General features: G+C 70.9%; 21 protein-coding genes and 1 pseudogene. 13 read left to right on the forward strand and 9 right to left on the reverse strand.

Annotated features, from left to right (window positions below):
• The first annotated feature begins 8 nt into the window (after positions 1-8).
• The 3 genes from ACGFML_RS35245 (at position 9) to ACGFML_RS35255 (ending at position 1,141) form a co-directional block, all read left to right on the forward strand.
• Complete coding sequence (locus ACGFML_RS35245; protein WP_393549752.1) at positions 9-125, forward strand: SGM_5486 family transporter-associated protein; 117 nt, start codon at positions 9-11, stop codon at positions 123-125.
• 196 nt (positions 126-321) lie between these two features.
• A complete protein-coding gene (locus ACGFML_RS35250) occupies positions 322-528 on the forward strand; it encodes a hypothetical protein (protein WP_393549753.1) in 207 nt (68 codons plus the stop codon).
• Between the two features lie 94 nt (positions 529-622).
• Positions 623-1,141: a SixA phosphatase family protein gene (locus tag ACGFML_RS35255; protein ID WP_393549754.1), complete on the forward strand. Its 519-nt coding sequence runs from the start codon at positions 623-625 to the stop codon at positions 1,139-1,141.
• A 130-nt stretch (positions 1,142-1,271) separates the two neighbouring features.
• Here the strand turns inward: ACGFML_RS35255 and serB are convergent, their stop codons facing one another.
• Positions 1,272-2,519, reverse strand: coding sequence for a phosphoserine phosphatase SerB (gene serB / locus ACGFML_RS35260; RefSeq protein ID WP_393549755.1), 1,248 nt, complete (start codon positions 2,517-2,519; stop codon positions 1,272-1,274).
• A 437-nt stretch (positions 2,520-2,956) separates the two neighbouring features.
• On the opposite strand from serB, the gene ACGFML_RS35265 reads away from it, so the two are divergent.
• Positions 2,957-5,515, forward strand: a complete 2,559-nt coding sequence (locus ACGFML_RS35265) for an FHA domain-containing protein (protein ID WP_393549756.1) — start codon at positions 2,957-2,959, stop codon at positions 5,513-5,515.
• A gap of 111 nt (positions 5,516-5,626) precedes the next feature.
• Here the strand turns inward: ACGFML_RS35265 and ACGFML_RS35270 are convergent, their stop codons facing one another.
• The 3 genes and pseudogenes from ACGFML_RS35270 to ACGFML_RS35280 all read right to left on the reverse strand — a co-directional run.
• Positions 5,627-6,370 carry a transglycosylase SLT domain-containing protein gene (locus tag ACGFML_RS35270; RefSeq protein ID WP_393549757.1) on the reverse strand — a complete coding sequence of 248 codons (744 nt, stop codon included), beginning with the start codon at positions 6,368-6,370 and terminating at the stop codon, positions 5,627-5,629.
• Positions 6,371-6,684: 314 nt separating this feature from the next.
• Complete coding sequence (locus ACGFML_RS35275) at positions 6,685-7,392, reverse strand: nitroreductase family protein (protein ID WP_393549776.1); 708 nt, start codon at positions 7,390-7,392, stop codon at positions 6,685-6,687.
• 31 nt (positions 7,393-7,423) lie between these two features.
• Positions 7,424-7,941, reverse strand: a pseudogene (locus ACGFML_RS35280) (S-adenosylmethionine:tRNA ribosyltransferase-isomerase); the annotation flags it as partial.
• Positions 7,942-8,279: 338 nt separating this feature from the next.
• Here ACGFML_RS35280 and ACGFML_RS35285 point away from each other — a divergent pair.
• The 4 genes from ACGFML_RS35285 (at position 8,280) to ACGFML_RS35300 (ending at position 10,900) form a co-directional block, all read left to right on the forward strand.
• Positions 8,280-9,437, forward strand: a complete 1,158-nt coding sequence (locus tag ACGFML_RS35285; protein ID WP_393549758.1) for a GAF domain-containing sensor histidine kinase — start codon at positions 8,280-8,282, stop codon at positions 9,435-9,437.
• Positions 9,430-10,077, forward strand: a complete 648-nt coding sequence (locus ACGFML_RS35290; protein ID WP_393549759.1) for a response regulator — start codon at positions 9,430-9,432, stop codon at positions 10,075-10,077. Before ACGFML_RS35285 ends, ACGFML_RS35290 begins: the two co-directional genes overlap by 8 nt.
• A 165-nt stretch (positions 10,078-10,242) precedes the next feature.
• Positions 10,243-10,488, forward strand: coding sequence for a chaplin (locus ACGFML_RS35295; protein ID WP_393549760.1), 246 nt, complete (start codon positions 10,243-10,245; stop codon positions 10,486-10,488).
• Positions 10,489-10,654: 166 nt separating this feature from the next.
• On the forward strand, positions 10,655-10,900 hold the full coding sequence (locus ACGFML_RS35300; protein ID WP_393549761.1) for a chaplin: 246 nt from the start codon (positions 10,655-10,657) through the stop codon (positions 10,898-10,900).
• Positions 10,901-11,000: 100 nt separating this feature from the next.
• Here the strand turns inward: ACGFML_RS35300 and ACGFML_RS35305 are convergent, their stop codons facing one another.
• Complete coding sequence (locus ACGFML_RS35305; protein WP_393549762.1) at positions 11,001-11,816, reverse strand: hypothetical protein; 816 nt, start codon at positions 11,814-11,816, stop codon at positions 11,001-11,003.
• A gap of 90 nt (positions 11,817-11,906) precedes the next feature.
• On the opposite strand from ACGFML_RS35305, the gene ACGFML_RS35310 reads away from it, so the two are divergent.
• The 4 genes from ACGFML_RS35310 to ACGFML_RS35325 all read left to right on the forward strand — a co-directional run bounded on the left by ACGFML_RS35310 (position 11,907) and on the right by ACGFML_RS35325 (position 15,073).
• Positions 11,907-12,716 (forward strand): ABC transporter ATP-binding protein, encoded by an 810-nt coding sequence (locus ACGFML_RS35310; protein ID WP_393549763.1) that lies wholly within the window; start codon positions 11,907-11,909, stop codon positions 12,714-12,716.
• 71 nt (positions 12,717-12,787) lie between these two features.
• Positions 12,788-13,201, forward strand: a complete 414-nt coding sequence (locus ACGFML_RS35315; protein ID WP_393549777.1) for an NfeD family protein — start codon at positions 12,788-12,790, stop codon at positions 13,199-13,201.
• Positions 13,202-13,303: 102 nt separating this feature from the next.
• A complete protein-coding gene (locus ACGFML_RS35320; protein WP_393549764.1) occupies positions 13,304-14,242 on the forward strand; it encodes an SPFH domain-containing protein in 939 nt (312 codons plus the stop codon).
• 63 nt (positions 14,243-14,305) lie between these two features.
• On the forward strand, positions 14,306-15,073 hold the full coding sequence (locus ACGFML_RS35325) for a sulfite exporter TauE/SafE family protein (protein ID WP_393549765.1): 768 nt from the start codon (positions 14,306-14,308) through the stop codon (positions 15,071-15,073).
• 39 nt (positions 15,074-15,112) lie between these two features.
• Here ACGFML_RS35325 and ACGFML_RS35330 read toward each other — a convergent pair whose 3' ends face one another.
• From ACGFML_RS35330 to ACGFML_RS35340, 3 genes are all read right to left on the reverse strand, one after another.
• Positions 15,113-15,616 (reverse strand): HNH endonuclease, encoded by a 504-nt coding sequence (locus tag ACGFML_RS35330; RefSeq protein WP_393549766.1) that lies wholly within the window; start codon positions 15,614-15,616, stop codon positions 15,113-15,115.
• Positions 15,617-16,011: 395 nt separating this feature from the next.
• Positions 16,012-16,551: a YbhB/YbcL family Raf kinase inhibitor-like protein gene (locus ACGFML_RS35335; RefSeq protein WP_393549767.1), complete on the reverse strand. Its 540-nt coding sequence runs from the start codon at positions 16,549-16,551 to the stop codon at positions 16,012-16,014.
• Between the two features lie 42 nt (positions 16,552-16,593).
• Positions 16,594-17,376 (reverse strand): sporulation protein, encoded by a 783-nt coding sequence (locus tag ACGFML_RS35340; RefSeq protein WP_393549768.1) that lies wholly within the window; start codon positions 17,374-17,376, stop codon positions 16,594-16,596.
• 207 nt (positions 17,377-17,583) lie between these two features.
• On the opposite strand from ACGFML_RS35340, the gene ACGFML_RS35345 reads away from it, so the two are divergent.
• Positions 17,584-18,240: a DNA-3-methyladenine glycosylase gene (locus ACGFML_RS35345; protein ID WP_393549769.1), complete on the forward strand. Its 657-nt coding sequence runs from the start codon at positions 17,584-17,586 to the stop codon at positions 18,238-18,240.
• A 124-nt stretch (positions 18,241-18,364) separates the two neighbouring features.
• Here ACGFML_RS35345 and ACGFML_RS35350 read toward each other — a convergent pair.
• Positions 18,365-18,675, reverse strand: a 311-nt coding sequence (locus ACGFML_RS35350; RefSeq protein ID WP_393549770.1) for a hypothetical protein, incomplete at its 5' end; no start/stop codon positions are given.

Raw genomic sequence — 18,675 nt, forward strand, 5'->3', positions numbered from 1 at the left:
CTGGGCGCATGCCAGTGCTCGAAGAGAACCCGCAGGGCGGGCAGAAGAAGCTGCTCCTGGTCCTGGGCATCATGCTGGGCGTGACCGTCGTCATCGCGATCATCGCGAGTATCGCGGCACCGTGACGACCCCGGGCCGCACCGGCCCGGGTGGGGTGCTCCGCCCCGTCCCCTAGGGGGTCCGCCTCAGGGATCTGTGGGTGGCTTCCCGGATAGGAACGGGCGCCGCCGGTCCGTAGCTTCGAAGTGCACCGCCCGCCGCGGTGGCACGTCGGCCCCTCGGCCGCGCGCAGCCCTTCGATCCGCCACGGAGGCGATCGCCATGTCCGCCGCGTTCCGCAGGCCGCCCGCCGCGCCCGCCACCGGCCTGCGCGCCCGCCTGCCGTGGTGGGCACTGGCCCTGCCGGTGCTCTCCTTCGTCGCCCTGCTGGCGCTCCTGGCGAGCCCGTCCCCGGCGAGCGCGGCCGATGCCGCGCGGAGCGGTCCGGCCGCCCTGCTGGACATCCTGGCCCGGCTCCTCGGCGTGTGATCCTGATGATCTTGAGGGTCCGGTCCGCCCCCGGCGGAAGAGAGCCCCTCAACACCCCGCGCCCCGCGCTGCCTTTCGTGCGAAGCTGGGACGCATGAGCGCCGAAACACCTCGCCGGATTGTCCTCCTCCGACACGCAAAGGCCGAATGGTCGGATTCCAGCGACCATGAGCGCCCGCTCGCCGACCGCGGCCGCATGGACGCCCCGGCCGCCGGTCGCCGGCTGGCCGGTGCCGGGATCACCCCCGATCTGACCCTGTGCTCGACCGCCACCCGCACGCGCGAGACCTGGAAGCTCGCCGTCCACGAGCTTCCGCAGCGGCCCAGGACCGTCTATGACGAGCGCCTCTACGAGGCTTCTCTCGGCGAACTCCTGGCGTTGCTCAACGAAACCCCGGACGAGGTGCACGACCTGATGCTCGTCGGTCACAACCCCGGGATGCACGCCCTCGCCGATGCGCTCGCGGGCGAGGCGGAGGGCGACCTCCTGCCGCGGATGAACCGCTCCGGCTTCCCGACCGCGGCGCTCGCCGTGATCGAGTTCACCGGCTCCTGGAAGACCGTCGAGCACGGCATCGGCCGCCTCGTGGCCTATCTGCCGCCGCACGAGTGAGCCAGGGCGCGCGGCGCCCGCGCCGACGGGACGGACGCCGCGGACACCACGTATGAGCAGGGCCCCGGCACCCGCCGGGGCCCTGCTCATACGTGGTGCGACTCATGCGGTACGACGCCGGGGCCACGCCCTACTCGGCGTGGGTGTCCGCCGCCTCGACCTCTTCGCGGGTGATGCCCAGCAGATACAGCACGGTGTCCAGGAACGGCACGTTCACCGCGGTGTGCGCCGCCTCCCGCACCACCGGCTTGGCGTTGAAGGCGACCCCGAGGCCGGCCGTATTGAGCATGTCCAGGTCATTGGCGCCGTCGCCGATCGCGACGGTCTGGTCCAGCGGCACCCCGGCCTGCTGCGCGAAGCTGCGCAGCAGCCGCGCCTTCCCGGCCCGGTCCACGATGGCGCCGGTCACCTTGCCGGTGAACCTGCCGTCCACGATCTCCAGGGTGTTGGCCGAGGCGAAGTCCAGCCCCAACTCCTCCTTGAGCGCATCGGTGACCTGCGTGAAACCGCCCGACACGACGCCGACTTGATAGCCCAGCCGCTTGAGGGTCCGCACGAGGGTGCGGGCGCCGGGGGTGAGCCGTACCTCCTTGCGCACGGTCTCGACCACGGCGGCGTCCAGCCCGGCGAGCAGCTCGACCCGCGCGTGCAGCGACTGCTCGAAGTCCAGCTCGCCGCGCATCGCCGCGGCGGTCACCTCGGCGACCTCGGCCTCGCAGCCGGCGTGCGCCGCGAACAGCTCGATGACCTCGTCCTGGATGAGCGTGGAGTCCACATCCATCACGACCAGCCGCCGAGCCCGGCGCTGCAGACCCGCCGCGGCCACCGCGACATCCACGCCCAGCTTCGCGGCCTCGGGGGCCAGCACCGAGCGCAGCGCTTCGGTCGCCGCACCGGACACCGCGAATTCGACGGCGGTCACCGGATACTTGGCGAGGCGGAAGATCCGGTCGATGTTGCCGCCCGAGGACGTTATGGCGGCGGCGATGGCGGCCGTCGACTCCGCGGTGAGCGGGTGGCCCAGCACGGTCACGTGGGAGCGGCCGGTGCCGCGCGGACGGTTGTCGCCCCGCCCGGAGATGATCTCGGCCTGGAGGTGCAGCGACTCGGCCCAGCTGTGCACGGTCGCCCGCAGGTCACCCTCGGTCGAACCGGTGGTGCTCTGGCCGGGGGAGGGGGCGGTGACCAGCGCACACAGCGTGATGCGGCCCCGGGTCACCACCTGCTCGATGTCGACGACATCGACGGAGTAGGCGGCGAGGGTGTCGAAGAGACCTGCGGTGATGCCGGGCCGGTCCTTCCCGAAGATCTTCACGAGGAGGGTCGGTAGGTCATCGCCCGGTACGGCGGTGGCAGGTGGGATCTGCGGTGCGCTCATGGTGCTCTTACGGTAACCGGCGGCCGAGCGGGGCCGTACAGGTGTCCGTGCTTCGGACCGCACGTCCGCCCGACTGCCGCACCCGCACCGAGGCGCGCCCAGGCCCCGGGGCGGGTCCGATCGTTATGCACTCGTGTCCGCCGCACCCCGCGCGGGTGCCCCGGAAGGGTGAACCGCGGCACCAACTCCCCTTCTGATGGGGTGATTTCGCCCCACGGGCGCTGCGCAGAGTCGTCCGGAACACGCGCAATACGGCGATCTCCGGGCAACTGCGGGCCCTTCCGGCCCCGGGGGAGGCATCGACGGCCACGGCGGCGAGGACGGTGTTGCTCGGCCCCCTCCCGGTTTTCCGTAGGCGGGCCGGGCCTGAAATAGTTCCTCACGATGATTCGCCATCCCTGACTTCCCGTCCAGGGTGTCACTCGGGGGACTATGTAATGGGGCATGGAGTGCCTGAACTCGTACTCGAATTGAACGGAAGGACCTGGACGCTCGACCCGTCCCGGTCCTACAACGTGGGCCGTGATCCGCAGGGCGACATGGTGCTCGACGACGCCAGGGTCTCCTGGCGGCACGCCACCGTACGGTGGGCCGGACGCAGCTGGATCATCGAAGACCAGGGCAGCACGAACGGCACCTACGTCCAGGGCCAGCGGATCCACCAGATGGAGATCGGCCCCGGCTCGGCCGTGCACCTGGGCAACGCGACCGACGGGCCGCGGATGAGCCTCTCGGCCGCCGCGGCACCGGCCGCGGACGCCTTCAGCGGACAGTCGGCGCCGGCCATGGCACCGCAGCAGGGCTGGCAGGCCCCGCCCGCGCCCCGCCCGCCCGCCCAGCAGCAGCCGCCCGCCCAGCAGGGCTGGCAGGCGCCGCCGCAGGCTCAGCAGCAGCCGTACGTCCCGCCCCAGCAGGCCGTTCCCCCGCAGCACTCCGCCCCCCAGGAGCGCCCCGCGCAGAAGGCCGGCGGGCCGGTTCCCCAGGCCCAGGGCGACCGCAGCCCGACCACCTTCCACCGCCTCGACAGCGGGCGGGTGATGCGCATCGGCCGTGCGCTGGAGAACGAACTGGTCGTCTCCGACCTCCAGGTCTCCCGCCACCACGCCGAGTTCCGGGCCACTCCCGACGGCCGCTTCGAGATCCACGACCTCGGCAGCCACAACGGCACGTACATCAACGGCCAGCCGGTCCCCAAGTCCGGCAAGGCCCCCGTCGGCCCGAACGACATCATCGGCGTCGGCCACTCCACGTTCCGGCTGGTCGGTGACCGGCTGGAGGAGTTCGTCGACACCGGCGAGGTCTCCTTCTCGGCCCGCCACCTGACCGTCACCGTCGACGGCGGCAAGCAGATTCTCAAGGACGTCTCCTTCGGCGTCCCGGAGAAGTCGCTGATCGCCGTCATCGGCCCGTCCGGCTCCGGCAAGTCGACGCTGCTCAAGGCGCTCACCGGCTACCGCCCCGCCAACGAGGGCGATGTCCTCTACGACAACCGGAACCTCTACAAGCAGTTCGCCGAGCTGCGTCAGCGCATCGGTCTGGTCCCGCAGGACGACATCCTGCACAAGGAGCTGACCGTCCAGAAGGCGCTGCGCTATGCGGCCAAGCTGCGCTTCCCCGGTGACACCGCGGAGGCCGAGCGCGAGGCCCGGATAGACGAGGTCCTGCACGAGCTCAAGCTGCACGTGCACAGGGAGAAGAGGGTCACCTCCCTCTCCGGCGGTCAGCGCAAGCGTGTGTCGGTGGCCCTGGAGCTGCTGACCAAGCCGTCGCTGATCTTCCTGGACGAGCCGACCTCCGGGCTCGACCCGGGCATGGACCGCGACGTCATGCAGCTGCTGCGCGGCCTGGCCGACGACGGCCGTACCGTCCTGGTCGTCACCCACTCGGTGGCCGAACTCGGCATCTGCGACAAGCTGCTGGTGATGGCGCCGGGCGGCGGCGTGGCCTACTTCGGCCCGCCCGAGGAGGCGCTGAACTTCTTCCAGTACGACACCTGGGCGGACGTCTTCTCGGCCTTCGAGAACTACCGCGACTACGACTGGATGGGGCGCTGGCGCGGCTCCCCGCACTTCCAGATGTACGCGGCGGACATCGACGCCGTCGCCCCGCAGTCCGTGAACGTCCAGGCGCCGCCCGCCCGGATGCAGAAGTCCCAGAGCTGGGGCTCGCAGCTGTGGACCCTGATGCGGCGCTATGTCTCGGTGCTCGCCTCCGACCGCGGCTTCCTGGGCCTGATGGTGATCCTGCCGGCGGTGCTCGGCGTGGTCTCGATGCTGATCCCCAGCGACTACGGCCTGGGGTACGGGCCGCTGCAGAAGGGCCGGACCAACCGCGACGCCAGCACGATCATGCTGATCCTCGCGGTCGGCATGTGCTTCTCCGGCGCCGCCAACTCCGTACGTGAGCTGATCAAGGAGCGGGTCATCTACGAGCGCGAACGGGCCACCGGCCTGTCGCGGTCGGCGTATCTGATGTCCAAGGTGATCGTGCTCGGCGTGGTCACCGCCTTCCAGGGCGTGATCATTTCGGCGATCGGCTTCTGGACCCGCAACATGCCCGACGAGGGCCTGATCGTGCCCAAGGCCCCGGCCATCGAGATGGCGCTGGCGATCATCGCGCTCGGCTTCACCTCGATGATGTTCGGCCTGATCATCTCCGCGCTGGTCAAGACCGCCGAGAAGACCATGCCGCTGCTGGTCATGTTCGCCATCGTCCAGGTGGTCTTCACCGGCGTGCTCTTCCAGCTGTTCGACACCCCGGGCGTCGCCCAGGTCGCCTGGCTGATGCCGTCGCGCTGGGCCGTCGCCGCGATGGGCGCGACCGCCGACATGAACACGCTGCTGCCGTGGGAGCTGGGCAACCCCGACCCGCTGTGGAAGCACCAGACCGGCGTCTACGTCATGGACATGATCATCATGATCGCGCTGGGCGTCTCGCTCGCCTTCGCCGTCGCCCGACTGCTGCGCCGACACGAGCCGGAGGTCATGCGCAAGTAGCCGGAGGCCGTGCGCCCGGAGCGCGAAGGCCGCCGGCAACGGCACACGCCGAGGGGCGGCACCCGAGACCGGGTGCCGCCCCTCGGCGTTGTCCGCACGGGAACCGGCGGCTCAGTAGGCCGAGTTCACGTTGTCCATCGAGCCGTACTTGGCGGCCGCGTAGTTGCAGGCGGCGGTGATGTTGGCGACCGGGTCGTAGCTGTCCCAGGACGTGCCGGCCACGTGGTACTGCTTGAAGGTCGGGTCGATGACCTGCAGCAGACCCTTGGACGGGATGCCGTTCTGGGCGTTGATGTCCCAGAGGTTGATGGCCTTCGGGTTGCCGGACGACTCCCGGATGATGTTCCGGTGGATGCCGTCGTACGAGCCGGGGATGCCCTTCTTGGACAGGATGTCCAGCGACTCGCGGATCCAGCCGTCCAGGTTGTTCGGGTAGACCTTGGCGGCCGGCTTCGGGGCGGGCTTCGGGGCGGCGGCACGCACGGCGGACCGGCTCGACGCCTCCTTCGCCTGGTGCTCCTTCGCAGCGGCGGCGGCGGCCTTGGCCTTGGCGGCCTTCTCGGCGGCGGCCTTCTTCGCGGCGGCGGCCTCGGCCTTGGCCTCGGTTGCGGTGTCGGTGGCCTGCTTGGCGACGGTGGCCTGCTGGGTCTTCGCCGCGGAGGCGACCTCGCTGAAGGCGACCGGCTTGACGTCGATGTTCGCGGCGGCGGCCTGCGGCGCGTTCGTGCCCTGCTCTGCGTCGGCACCCGGGACGATCGCGAAAACCAGGGCTGCGGCACCGGCCGCGGCGACACCGGCCGCGGAAAGCTTGTGGGTCCGGGTAAGGCGGGTGAATCCAGGAATGGCGTTGGGCATGGCTGGGCTGACCTCTCAATGGGGGACGTCGCAAGGGCCGTCAGCGGCGGAATACGCCGAGTTCTGAGCACGGCGCCTAGCGACGGGAGCCATTCTTAGCGGCCGGAAATTCGCCCGGCAATGGTGTGACGTACGACCAGGGATAGTGGAACCAGGGGTGCACGGAATGCATCCGAGACGGTCGATGCCCAGCTCACACCGTCTTTATGGCGCCACTAACCCGGCTCGTAAGTGACCTGCGTCCTATGCGCGGCGTCACATTTCGGAGGGGTTTATCTCGCCAGTGGTAATTGCAAAAGCACAGCCTGTGGCGATCAGACTTCCAGCATAACTTGTTTTAGCGTTTTTCGGGTCAAATCGGGCACTTCGCATTCCGGTGCCGGATACCCCACGGGAATCACCGCGAAGGCCTTTTCGTTGGCCGGCCGCCCCAGTACCTCCCGGAGAAAGCCCATCGGACTCGGGGTGTGCACCAGGGCCGCCAGCCCCGACAGGTGCAGCACCGACAGCAGCATGCCGACCGCGATGCCCACCGACTCGTCCACGTAGTAGTGCTTGCGCTTGGTGCCGTCCGCACCCAGCCAGTACCGCTGCTGGAAGACGACGATCAGCTGCGGCGCGTCCGTCAGATGCGACTTGACCTCGTCGGTGCCCAGCGGCCGCAGCGCCGCCAGCCACTCCTCGCCCAGCCGCCCCGAGTACGAGACCCGTTCCTCTTCCTCCGCCGCCGCCCTGATCCTGCGCCGGACCTCCGGGTCCTTGACGAGGACGAAGGTCCACGGCTGCTGATGCGCCCCGGACGGCGCGGTCGCCGCACAGGCGATCGCGTCCTTCACCACCTGTTCCGGCACCGGGTCGGCGGCGAATCGCCGGACGGTCCGCCGCCGCCCCATCCGCTCCCGCAGCTCGGCGGCCCGCGCCAGCGACTCCTCGGCGGGCATCCGCTCGGGCCGGTACGGCACCGGGCGATAGGGCTCCCCGTGGACCGGCGCCCAGCTCCCGGCCTCCTGTGACCTGCTCATCGAGTGCGACATGCACCGAGTCTGGAACTCGGCGCGGCAGCAGCAGATGCAGGTCACCGAATTCGTGCCACCGAGAGCGCCGCTCCACCGCCGCCGCGTACGCCCGCTCCGGCGCCGCACCCGCCGCCACCGCCCGCAGCATCAGCAGATGCGAGGCGTGCGGCGCGTGCAGCCCGGTGAGCAGCCCGTCCGCCGCCCGCACGCCGCGCTCCGGGATGACCGCCGGATCCGTCCGGCCGAGGGGCCCGCACCCGCCCGTCCGTCCCGGAGGCCGACTCCAGGGCCCGCACGGCGGTGGTGCCGACCGCCACCGATCCGGCCGCCGACGCGCCGCGGCGTCGCGCCCGCGCCGCGTTCACCAGCCACGCCGTCGCGGCCGCCACCGCGAACCGCTCCGGGTACGGCGGCTCGAACGCCTCCACCGACGCCACCCTCGTGTGCAGCGAGATCGGCGCGAACTGCACCCCCGCGCCGACCGGCCGGGTCACCCGGTCCGCCGTGAACGGCACGGGCCGCACTCGGCATCTCCGCGCTGGGCCGCGGTGCCGCCCGCCCTCCGGCCCCACCACGGCCGCGCGCTCCCGGGATCCACGGCGCCCGCAGGGTCAGCCGCGCTCCGCCCGGTGCCCGCCGTCCGCCACACCCCCGGGCATTGCCGCTCCCGTAATGTCGCCACCGGCATGATCGCCACCGGCATCATCGCGTCCCCTCTGTTTCCGGGCCGGAAGACGGTCCCGTCCCTCGGCCTCACGGCGGGAACGCGGCGGCCGGGAGACCGTCGGGCCTCCGGCGGGCCACGGTCGGGGCGTTGGGCCTAGTCCCACAGGCGGAGCCCAGGGCGCCGCCGGACCGATACGGGCCGGTCGGCCCGCCGGTACGGTGAAGCCATGAGCAACGGTCCGGGGGCCGGGATCCCCGCGGTGAGTACGGCGATCCTGGCGATGAGCAGACACCTCGAGGTGCGCGACGTCCTCAAGACGATCGTCGCCTCGGCCCGCGAGCTGTTGGACGCCGAATACGCCGCCCTGGGAGTGCCGGACGATCATGGTGGCTTCGCCCAGTTCGTGGTGGACGGCGTCAGCGCTGAGCAGTGGAAGGCCATCGGCCCGCTGCCCCGTCAGCACGGCATCCTCGCCGCGATGCTGCACAACGCCACCCCCGAGCGGCTCGCCGACGTACGCGAGGACCCCCGCTTCGGCGGCTGGCCCGCGGCCCACCCGGACATGTCCGACTTCCTCGGCCTCCCGGTCGCCGACGGCGACGAGATCCTCGGTGCCCTCTTCCTCGCCAACAAGCGCTGCCCCGAGTCCCCTCTCGCGCGCGGGGACGGCTGCGGCTTCACCGAGGACGACGAGCGCCTGCTCGGCATACTCGCCCAGCACGCCGCCATCGCCCTGACCAACGCCCGCCTCTACGAGCGCAGCCGGGAGCTGACCATCGCGGGGGAGCGCGCCCGGCTCGCCCACGAACTGCACGACGCGGTCGCCCAGAAGCTCTTCTCCCTGCGGCTGACGGCCCAGGCCGCCACCGCCCTGGTCGACCGCGACCCGGCCCGCGCCAAGGACGAGCTCCACCAGGTCGCCGCGCTGGCCGCGGAGGCGGCCGACGAACTGCGCGCCGCAGTGGTCGAGTTGCGGCCCGCCGCCCTGGACGAGGACGGCCTCATCGCCACCCTGCGCTCCCAGGCGCAGGTCCTCGACCGCGCCCACACCGCGCGTGTCTCCTTCGCCGCCGAGGGCGTCCGCGCGCTCCCGGCCGCCCAGGAGGAGGCGTTGCTGCGGGTCGCCCAGGAGGCACTGCACAACGCCCTGCGCCACTCGGGCGCGGGCCATGTCGAGGTGACCCTCAGCCGCCACCACCAGGGAGCGCTGCTGCGCATCGCCGACAACGGCCGCGGCTTCGACACCGGCCTGGTACGCCGGGCCGGTCGGCATCTGGGTCTGGTCTCGATGCGCGACCGTGCCGGCGGCGTCGGTGGCACGCTCAGGGTGGAGTCGGAGCCCGGCAAGGGCACCGCCGTCGAGATGGAGGTACCCGGTGGCTGACACCGGCGCGATTCGCGTACTGCTGGTGGACGATCACCAGGTCGTCCGCCGGGGACTGCGTACGTTCCTGGAGGTTCAGGACGACATCGAGGTGGTGGGCGAGGCGTCCGACGGCGCCGAGGGCGTCGCGGCCGCCGAGCAGCTGCGCCCGGACGTGGTCCTGATGGACGTGAAGATGCCCGGCATGGACGGCATCGAGGCGCTCCGGAAGCTGCGCGAACTGACCAACCCCGCACGGGTGCTGATCGTCACGAGCTTCACCGAGCAGCGCACCGTCGTGCCCGCACTGCGCGCCGGTGCGGCGGGCTACGTCTACAAGGACATCGATCCCGAGGCCCTGGCCGGCGCCATCCGGTCCGTCCACGCGGGGCACGTCCTGCTCCAGCCCGAGGTCGCCGGCGCCCTGCTCTCCCAGGAGGAGGGCGGCAGTGGCCAGGGGCGCGGCACGTCGCTGACCGAGAGGGAGCGCGAGGTGCTGGGTCTGATCGCGGACGGGCGCTCCAACCGCGAGATCGCCCGCGCGCTGGTGCTGTCGGAGAAGACCGTCAAGACGCATGTCTCCAACATCCTGATGAAGCTCGACCTCGCCGACCGGACCCAGGCCGCGCTGTGGGCGGTCCGGCACGGTATCGGCGCCTGACGGCCGCCCCTCTATCGCGGGACGGAAGCGGAGCGTCGTCTTCCGATCCGAGATTCATACTGTCGTGTAGACGTAGCCCATTCGGCGTATCCCTCCCCGTGCCGCGGCGTTGTCCAGTGCAGCCGCGGCGGCTGGCCGCGGCATCGGCAACGAGGAGCAAGAGAAGTGAAGAACATCAAGCGAGTAGCGGCCATCACGATGGTGGCGGGCGGCCTCGCCGTGGCGGGCGCCGGAGTCGCCTCGGCTCACTCCGGCCCGCAGGCCCAGGGCCTCGCGGTGAAGTCCCCCGGTGTCCTCTCCGGCAACCTCGTCCAGGCCCCGATCGAGATCCCCGTGAACGCCTGCGGCAACACCGTCACCGTCATCGGTGGCCTCAACCCGGTCTTCGGCAACCACTGCGTCAACCGCTGACCCCAGGGCCGCCCGTCCCCTTCGCACCACTCGTACGTCCCGCGTGACGCCATGGTCCGTGCGGGCCGTGCCGGTCCGGCCCCGCCAGCTCCTGGACCGGCGGCCGGTCCCCTCCACACAGCCCCGTCTTCGCGGCCTCGCGCCGCCAAGTGAGGAACTCTCTCTCATGAACACTGCCAAGAAGGCCGCCCTCGTCCTCGCCACCGCCGGTCTCGCCGCCGGCGCCGCCACCGGCAGCGCGTTCGCCGCCGACGGCGCGCAGGCCCAGGGCCAGGCCGTCAAGTCCCCCGGCATCGGCTCGGGCAACCTCGTCCAGGCCCCGGTGCACGTCCCCGTGAACGCCACCGGCAACAGCGTCAACGTCATCGGCGTGCTGAACTCCGCCTTCGGCAACGGCACTGTGAACTACTGAGGACGCCCCCGGGGCACCACGCCCCGGGCCCCCGGGCCGTTGACGCCCGCAGTGCTACGGCCCCGCCGACCGCGCCTCGGTCCGGCGGGGCCTTCGCCGTTCACCCTCGGCGCCGCTCCTGCTCCTCCATCGCGGAGTTGTAGGCCGCGACCTGCGCCCGGCGGGCCGTACGCTCCACCGGCCGCAGCGCCTCCGCGCGCGCCGCGATCTCCGACGAGCTCACCGCCCCGCCGTGCTCGCGGCCGTCCCCGCCCGCCAACTGCGCGATCCCGATCAGCGCAGCCACCCGCTGGGCCAGCTCCAACACCCGCACCGCACGCGGCGGATAGCCCGGCGCCAGCATCCGCCGCCCGGCCTCCGCCCTTGCCCGGTAGGCGTCCAGCGCGGCCTGGGCGACCGGGCCTGACCCCGCCACATCCAGCTTCGCGAGCACCGCGGTCGCCTCCTGCAGCGCCTCCGCCAGCTCCCGCTCCGCCTCACCCAGCGACGGCACATCGGCCGGCGGCGCCTCCCGTATCGGCAGGCAGTGCCAGACCACCTCGACGTGCACATCGTCACCCGAGCCGCCCTCCGGCCCGGCCTCGTGCACCTGAGGCACCAGCCCCAGCCCGGCCCCGCAGGCGAGCACCGCCTCCTCGGCCTCCAGCGCCCGCGCATTGAACTCCGGCGGTCCGCTCAGCCCCAGCGGATGCCCCGGCACCGGCAGCGCCACCCGGAGGCCGACCGCGCCCAGCCGCCGCAGCCGGCCCAGCGCCAGCGTCAGCCCGACCGGTGCGGCTTCCCCGGGCAGGCCCGTCACGCGGTGTACCGCATCGTCGTCCGCGATCCGGTGCGCGGCTTCATCAGGTGAGACAAGTCCGGCCAAAAGGGCATTTCCCCATGACGCCAACCGTCCCGAACGAGGTTCATCGAGCATGCTCCCCAGCCTAGGGAACGGCACCGACATCGAGTGGCGTAGGTTTGCTGGGGGGATGCGCCTACAGGCGCACGAGACGACCGAGAAGCAATGGGAGACAACGCGCTCATGAGCGATGTGCTGGAGCTGGTGGACGTATCCGTGGTCCGCGAAGGACGGGCTCTGGTGGAGCAGGTCTCCTGGTCGGTGAAGGAGGGCGAGCGCTGGGTCATCCTCGGGCCCAACGGTGCCGGCAAGACCACCCTGCTGAACGTCGCCTCCAGCTACCTCTTCCCGAGCGCCGGCAGCGCCGCGGTCCTCGGCGAGAAGCTCGGTCGGGTCGACGTCTTCGATCTGCGCCCGCGCATCGGCATCGCCGGTATCGCGCTCGCCGACAAGCTGCCGCGCAGCCAGACGGTCCTGGAGACCGTGCTCACCGCCGCGTACGGCATGACCGCCACCTGGCAGGAGAACTACGAAGAGGTCGACGAGGTGCGCGCCCGCGCCTTCCTCGACCGCCTCGGCATGACCGAGTACCTCGACCGCAAGTTCGGCACCCTCTCCGAGGGCGAGCGCAAGCGCACGCTGATCGCCCGCGCGATGATGACCGACCCCGAGCTCCTCCTCCTGGACGAGCCCGCCGCCGGTCTCGACCTCGGTGGTCGCGAGGACCTGGTCCGCCGCCTCGGCCGCCTCGCCCGCGACCCGTACGCCCCCTCGATGATCATGGTCACCCACCATGTCGAGGAGATCCCCCCGGGCTTCACCCACGTCCTGATGATCCGTCAGGGCAAGGTGCTGGCGGCCGGTCCGCTCGACCTCGAACTGACCTCCGGCAACCTCTCCCACTGCTTCGGCCTCCCGCTCATCGTCGAGCGCAACGGCGACCGCTGGACCGCCCAGGGCCTGCCCCTCACCTGAGACCGGCACTGACCGATCGCGCCCTGTCCCGGGCCGCTCCGCGGACCTACCATGAAGCCGTGGATCCATGGGTGTGGTGGCTGATCGCCGCCGTAGGACTGGGCATTCCTCTCGTTGTGACCGCGATGCCCGAATTCGGGATGCTCGCGGTCGGCGCCGTCTCCGGCGCGGTCACCGCCGCGCTCGGTGGCGGCGCCGTCCCGCAATTCGTCGTCTTCGCCGCGGTGTCGGTCGCGCTGATCGCCGTCGTACGCCCGATCGCCAACCGCCATCGCGGCCAGAGCCCCCAACTCGCCTCCGGCGTCGACGCGCTGAGAGGCAAGACCGCCACGGTCCTCGAACGCGTCGACGGCGAGGGCGGCGGACGCATCAAACTCGCCGGTGAGGTCTGGTCCGCCCGTGCCCTGGACGGCGATCAGGTCTACGAGCCCGGCCAGCGGGTCGACGTCGTCGAGATCGAGGGCGCCACCGCGGTCGTCATCTGACCTGAACCCACTGCACGACGCACCACGTCTCTGAAAGACTGATCAACAGCCAAGCCGGACACCGGCCGGCAGGGACCAGCAACGAAGGGCACGGGAGCCGCTGTGGAACCGATCATCATCGTCCTGATCATCCTGGTGGTGCTCGTGTTCGTCGCACTCATCAAGACGATCCAGGTCATCCCCCAGGCCAGCGCCGCCATCGTCGAGCGGTTCGGCCGCTACACCCGCACGCTCAACGCGGGCCTGAACATCGTCGTGCCGTTCATCGACTCCATCCGCAACCGCATCGACCTCCGCGAGCAGGTCGTGCCCTTCCCGCCGCAGCCGGTGATCACCCAGGACAACCTGGTCGTGAACATCGACACCGTCATCTACTACCAGGTGACGGACGCCCGCGCCGCGACGTACGAAGTCGCCAGCTACATCCAGGCGATCGAGCAGCTCACGGTCACCACCCTGCGCAACATCATCGGCGGTATGGACCTCGAGCGGACCCTGACCTCCCGCGAGGAGATCAACGCGGCACTGCGCGGCGTCCTCGACGAGGCCACCGGCAAGTGGGGCATCCGCGTCAACCGCGTCGAGCTCAAGGCCATCGAACCGCCCACCTCCATCCAGGACTCGATGGAGAAGCAGATGCGCGCCGACCGTGACAAGCGCGCGGCCATCCTCCAGGCCGAGGGTGTGCGGCAGTCCCAGATCCTCACCGCCGAGGGCGAGAAGCAGTCCTCCATCCTGCGCGCCGAAGGTGAGGCCAAGGCCGCCGCGCTGCGCGCCGAGGGTGAGGCCCAGGCGATCCGGGTGGTCTTCGAGTCCATCCACGCCGGCGACCCGGACCAGAAGCTGCTCTCCTACCAGTACCTCCAGATGCTCCCGAAGATCGCCGAGGGCGACGCCAACAAGCTCTGGATCGTGCCCAGCGAGATCGGGGACGCCCTGAAGGGCCTCGGCGGTGCCCTCGGCAACTTCGCCCCGCCCTCCGGCGGCGGCTCCATCCCCAAGCCCAGCTCGCCGAACCGTGAAGTACCCCCCATCGACTGACACCCCGCGGTACCTGGTGCATGATCGGGCGGGACCGTACCGATCATGCAGGGGGGAACTCGCGTGAGCATCTGGGAAGCCGTAGCCGTCTTCGCCGCGGGGCTCGGCGCCGGCACCATCAACACCGTCGTCGGGTCCGGCACTCTCATCACCTTCCCCGTACTCCTCGCGGTCGGCCTGCCGCCGATCACGGCGAACGTCTCCAACACCCTCGGCCTGGTGCCCGGTTCGTTCAGCGGAGCCATCGGCTACCGCCGCGAACTCGCCGGCCAGCAGCGTCGCATCCTCCGCTTCGGCGCCGTCGCACTCGTCGGCGGGCTGGCAGGCGCAATGCTGCTGCTCGCGCTGCCCTCCAAGGCCTTCGACGCGATCGTTCCCCTACTCATCGCCGTCGCACTCGTCCTCGTCGTCGCGCAGCCCCGGCTCGCCGCGGCGCTCCGCGCCCGACGGGCCCGCAACAACACCACCGCCCACCGCGACGGCGGCATCGCCCTCCTGCTCGGCCTGCTGCTCGCCAGCACCTACGGCGGCTACTTCGGCGCCGCCCAGGGCGTCCTCTACCTCTCCCTGATGGGCCTGCTGCTCCAGGAGGACCTGCAGCGCATCAACGCGCTCAAGAACGTCCTCGCACTGATCGTCAACGGCGTCGCGGCGATCTTCTTCCTCTTCGTCGCCCGCTTCGACTGGACCGCCGTCCTGCTGATCGCCGTCGGCTCGTCCCTCGGCGGCCAGATCGGCGCCACGGTGGGCCGGCGCCTGCCACCCACCGTCCTGCGCGCCGTCATCGTCCTGGTGGGCCTGGCGGCCATCGCCCAACTCCTGCTCAAATAACCGGAGTCGGAGCCGGGCGACCGGGGCCGGGTGACCGCACTACGCCGGCAGCGCCAGCCAGTCCGGCAGCTCCTCCCGCACGGACACCCCGAGCGCCGAGATCATCGCATCCGCCGGCGTCGGCTCGAACGGACGCCGCAGCAGCCGCATACCCGCCTGCTCCGGCGTACGGTCCGCCTTGCGGTGATTGTCCTCCGCACACGAGGCGACGGTATTCAGCCAGGTGTCCGCGCCACCCTGCGCCCGCGGCACCACGTGATCAACCGTCGTCGCCCGCCGACCGCAGTACGCGCACCGGTGCTGGTCCCGCACCAGCACCCCCCGCCGCGACCACGGCGCCCGTCTTCGGAACGGCACCCGTACGAATCTGCTGAGCCTGATGACCCGTGGCACCGGCACATCCACCGAAGCAGCCCGGATCCGCAGGCCCGGGTGCGAGTTCTCCACCACGGCCTTGTCCTGCATCACCAGCACCACCGCACGCCGCAGCGACACCGTCGACAGCGGCTCGAAGCTCGCATTGAGGACCAGCGTCTCGCGCATCCCGCCCACCTCCCGGACCCGCTCCGCCCCCGCGGCGAAGTTGCTCCACTGTGCAGTGGCAGGTATTCCCCGAACAACGCAATTTCCGTGCCCCACAAGGGAAATGGCAGGCAAGGGGAAGATGAAGAAGAGGTGTTCCGGCGGCGCCCGTCACGGACCGCGCACCGGGGGTCGGGACGCTCCGGATCCCGCCCCCGTGACACACGGGACCCGGAGCGCACGACTGCCGGCGAGGACATCCGGCGAACACCCGGACTCCGGCGAACGGGAGGCGACACACCTGCGCCCCGCCGCTCCCGCATCTGCGGTACCGGCCGGCCGACGACCTGTGCGGGGCGTCGGCCGGGTACCACTCTGTGTGCGGGAAGCGCCGGGGCGCAACGGGATTACGGGCCTCAGCCCGCCGCGGGAATCTCGTACTCGGCGATCAGCTGAGCCCGCCCGACGGTGTGGAACCGCAGGTTGAAGCCCACCACCGCGGGCGAGGCGTCCTCGTCCGGGCCGAGCTTCTCCTGGTCCACCGCGTAGACGGTGAACACATAGCGGTGCGAGCCGTCCCCGGGAGGCGGCGCCGCGCCCCCGAAGTCCCGCGTCCCGTAGTCGTTGCGCACATGAACGGCCCCTTCCGGAAGCCCCTTCATGTCACCGCTCCCGGCACCCGCCGGCAGCTCCGTCACCGACGCCGGAATGTCGAACAGCGACCAGTGCCAGAAACCACTGCCCGTCGGGGCATCCGGGTCGTAGCACGTGACCGCGTAGCTCTTCGTGTCGGCGGGCGCACCCTCCCAGCGCAGCTGCGGCGAACGGTTCCCCTCGGCGAAGACCTGCTCCGGCCGCAGTGTTCCGCCCGGCTCCACCTCGTCGCTGAGCACCGTGAACTCCGGCACCGGCGGATGGAAATCGTGCGGGAGCGGCCGCCGCTTCAGCTCGGACACCTCGACACCTCCTGATCGCTTGCTGATACCTGTCCGGCCAGGTTAGAGCCAGTTCCGCTTACCGCCGACCTCGGCCAGCCACTGGTTGAGGTATCCCGCCCAGTCGGTCCCCTCGTAGTCGTTCAGTCCCACCGTGAACGACCGGTACGAGTCGGATCCTCCGGTGAACAGCCCCGGCTTCTTGTCCATCTCCAGGACGACGTCCATCTCACGGTCGTCCGACACGAAGGAGAGCTCCACCTGGTTCAGCCCGCGGTACTGCTGCGGCGCGTAGAACTCGACCTCCTGGTAGAACGGCAGCTGCTGCCGCGTCCCCCGGATGTGCCCCTGCTCCAGGTCGGCGGCCTTGAACCGGAACCCGAGCCGCCCGAAAGCGTCCAGAATCGCCTGCTGCGCCGGCATCGGGTGCACATTCACCGGGTCCAGGTCACCGGAGTCCACCGCGCGCGCGATCGCCAGCTCGGTCGTCACCCCGACGCTCATCCCGCGCAGATGCGTCCCCAGAAACGTGGTGATCGGCGTCTCCCACGGAATCTCCAGCCCGAACGGCACCGTGTGCGCGGCACCCGCCTGCACCTGGAAGGCCCCGCCCAGCTGCATCTTGGTGAACTGGATGTCCCGCTTGAACTCCTCGTCGCCGCTCTCGACCTCGACGCGCGCCTGCAGCCCGACCGACACCCCCTGGATCTCCTGCGCCACGGACCCGCCCTGGATCCGGACCTCACCCTGCACGACTCCACCGGGAACGACGTTCTCCTCGAAGAGCACCGTCTCCACCGACGCGCCCCCGGCCCCCATACTCGCCAGCAGCTTCTTGAACCCCATGCTCTTGTCCTCCCCAGGCACCACGCCTGTGCTCAGTGCAACTCACCGGGATCCCGACGCGGTGTCCGTCCCGGCCGGGCTCCTGCGAACCCTCGAACTCCTACCAACGCGAAACGGCACAGGCCGGTTCCGCGAGCCACACCTTCCCAACCCCGACGCCCCCATGGCCAGTCGTCCACCCGATCGCCTGCACTACCCTCGGGGCGCATGACCGACGTACCGGAACGTATGCCGCTCTCCCGCGACTTCTTCGACCGCCCGGTGATCGAGGTCGCACCCGACCTCCTCGGCCGCACCCTCGTCCGGCACACCCCCGCCGGCCCGATCGAACTCCGCCTCACAGAGGTGGAGGCATACGACGGCGAGACGGACCCCGGCTCCCACGCCTACCGCGGCCGCACCGCCCGAAACGCCGCGATGTTCGGCCCGCCCGGCCACGCGTACGTCTACTTCATCTACGGCATGTGGTTCAGCGCCAACCTGGTCTGCGGCCCCGAGGGCAGGGCGAGCGGTGTCCTCCTGCGCGGCGGCGAAATCCTCACCGGCACCGAGCTGGCCGCCGACCGCCGCCCCAAGGCCCGCACCACCGCCGAGCTGGCCAAGGGCCCGGCCCGCCTGGCCACCGCCCTCGACATCGACCGCACCCTGAACACCGCCGACGTCTGCCACGGTGGCGACCCCGCCGCCCTCCTCTCCGTCCTGCACGGCGACCCCGCGCCGCCGGGCCGGGTCCGCAGCGGCCCGCGGGTCGGCGTCGGCGGCGACGGAGCCGACCACCCCTGGCGTTTCTGGATCGCGGACGAACCGACCGTCAGCCAGTACCGCCCGCACAAGCCGCGCCGCCGCGCCACGTCGGCCTCCTGACCGACCAGGGCCACCGGACCGACCAGGGCCGCTTGACTCTCGTTGACCGAACGCCTAACGTGGCCCGAGCCGCTGGAGACGGGCAGCGCTATTTGCGCAGACCGCCAGGCGGCACAACCAACCACTACGCAAGCTTCCCTGACGGGTCTCTTTTGGCGTTGCCAAAATTCGACCCCGGCGGCCCGATTATGAGTCGCCCCGGAAAGTCGGTAAAGTAGTTGACGCGCCGAAAGGCGTGAACAATCCCCTCCGACGGGAATTCGGAACCGAAATTCGACCGGAAACGGCGAGGCTCGGATCTGGTAAAGTCGGAAAGGCCGGAAAGCGAAAGCCGGAAGGCCGACCCCGCTCCAACGGGGGCCGGAGACGGAAACGGATCTGGTAAGGTTGGAAACGCGAAGAAGCCGAAAGGCGGAAACGCACCGGCGAAAATCG

The organism is Streptomyces sp. NPDC048650 (assembly GCF_043199095.1).
GTDB lineage: Bacteria > Actinomycetota > Actinomycetes > Streptomycetales > Streptomycetaceae > Streptomyces.

Excerpts from the sequence above, each read along its gene's own strand:
- ACGFML_RS35245 (WP_393549752.1), top strand. The coding sequence starts at position 9 with ATGCCAGTGCTCGAAGAGAACCCGCAGGGCGGGCAGAAGAAGCTGCTC.
- ACGFML_RS35250 (WP_393549753.1), top strand. The coding sequence starts at position 322 with ATGTCCGCCGCGTTCCGCAGGCCGCCCGCCGCGCCCGCCACCGGCCTG.
- ACGFML_RS35255 (WP_393549754.1), top strand. The coding sequence starts at position 623 with ATGAGCGCCGAAACACCTCGCCGGATTGTCCTCCTCCGACACGCAAAG.
- serB (WP_393549755.1), bottom strand. The coding sequence starts at position 2,519 with ATGAGCGCACCGCAGATCCCACCTGCCACCGCCGTACCGGGCGATGAC.
- ACGFML_RS35265 (WP_393549756.1), top strand. The coding sequence starts at position 2,957 with ATGGGGCATGGAGTGCCTGAACTCGTACTCGAATTGAACGGAAGGACC.
- ACGFML_RS35270 (WP_393549757.1), bottom strand. The coding sequence starts at position 6,370 with ATGCCCAACGCCATTCCTGGATTCACCCGCCTTACCCGGACCCACAAG.
- ACGFML_RS35275 (WP_393549776.1), bottom strand. The coding sequence starts at position 7,392 with ATGAGCAGGTCACAGGAGGCCGGGAGCTGGGCGCCGGTCCACGGGGAG.
- ACGFML_RS35285 (WP_393549758.1), top strand. The coding sequence starts at position 8,280 with ATGAGCAACGGTCCGGGGGCCGGGATCCCCGCGGTGAGTACGGCGATC.
- ACGFML_RS35300 (WP_393549761.1), top strand. The coding sequence starts at position 10,655 with ATGAACACTGCCAAGAAGGCCGCCCTCGTCCTCGCCACCGCCGGTCTC.
- ACGFML_RS35305 (WP_393549762.1), bottom strand. The coding sequence starts at position 11,816 with ATGCTCGATGAACCTCGTTCGGGACGGTTGGCGTCATGGGGAAATGCC.
- ACGFML_RS35310 (WP_393549763.1), top strand. The coding sequence starts at position 11,907 with ATGGGAGACAACGCGCTCATGAGCGATGTGCTGGAGCTGGTGGACGTA.
- ACGFML_RS35330 (WP_393549766.1), bottom strand. The coding sequence starts at position 15,616 with ATGCGCGAGACGCTGGTCCTCAATGCGAGCTTCGAGCCGCTGTCGACG.
- ACGFML_RS35340 (WP_393549768.1), bottom strand. The coding sequence starts at position 17,376 with ATGGGGTTCAAGAAGCTGCTGGCGAGTATGGGGGCCGGGGGCGCGTCG.
- ACGFML_RS35345 (WP_393549769.1), top strand. The coding sequence starts at position 17,584 with ATGACCGACGTACCGGAACGTATGCCGCTCTCCCGCGACTTCTTCGAC.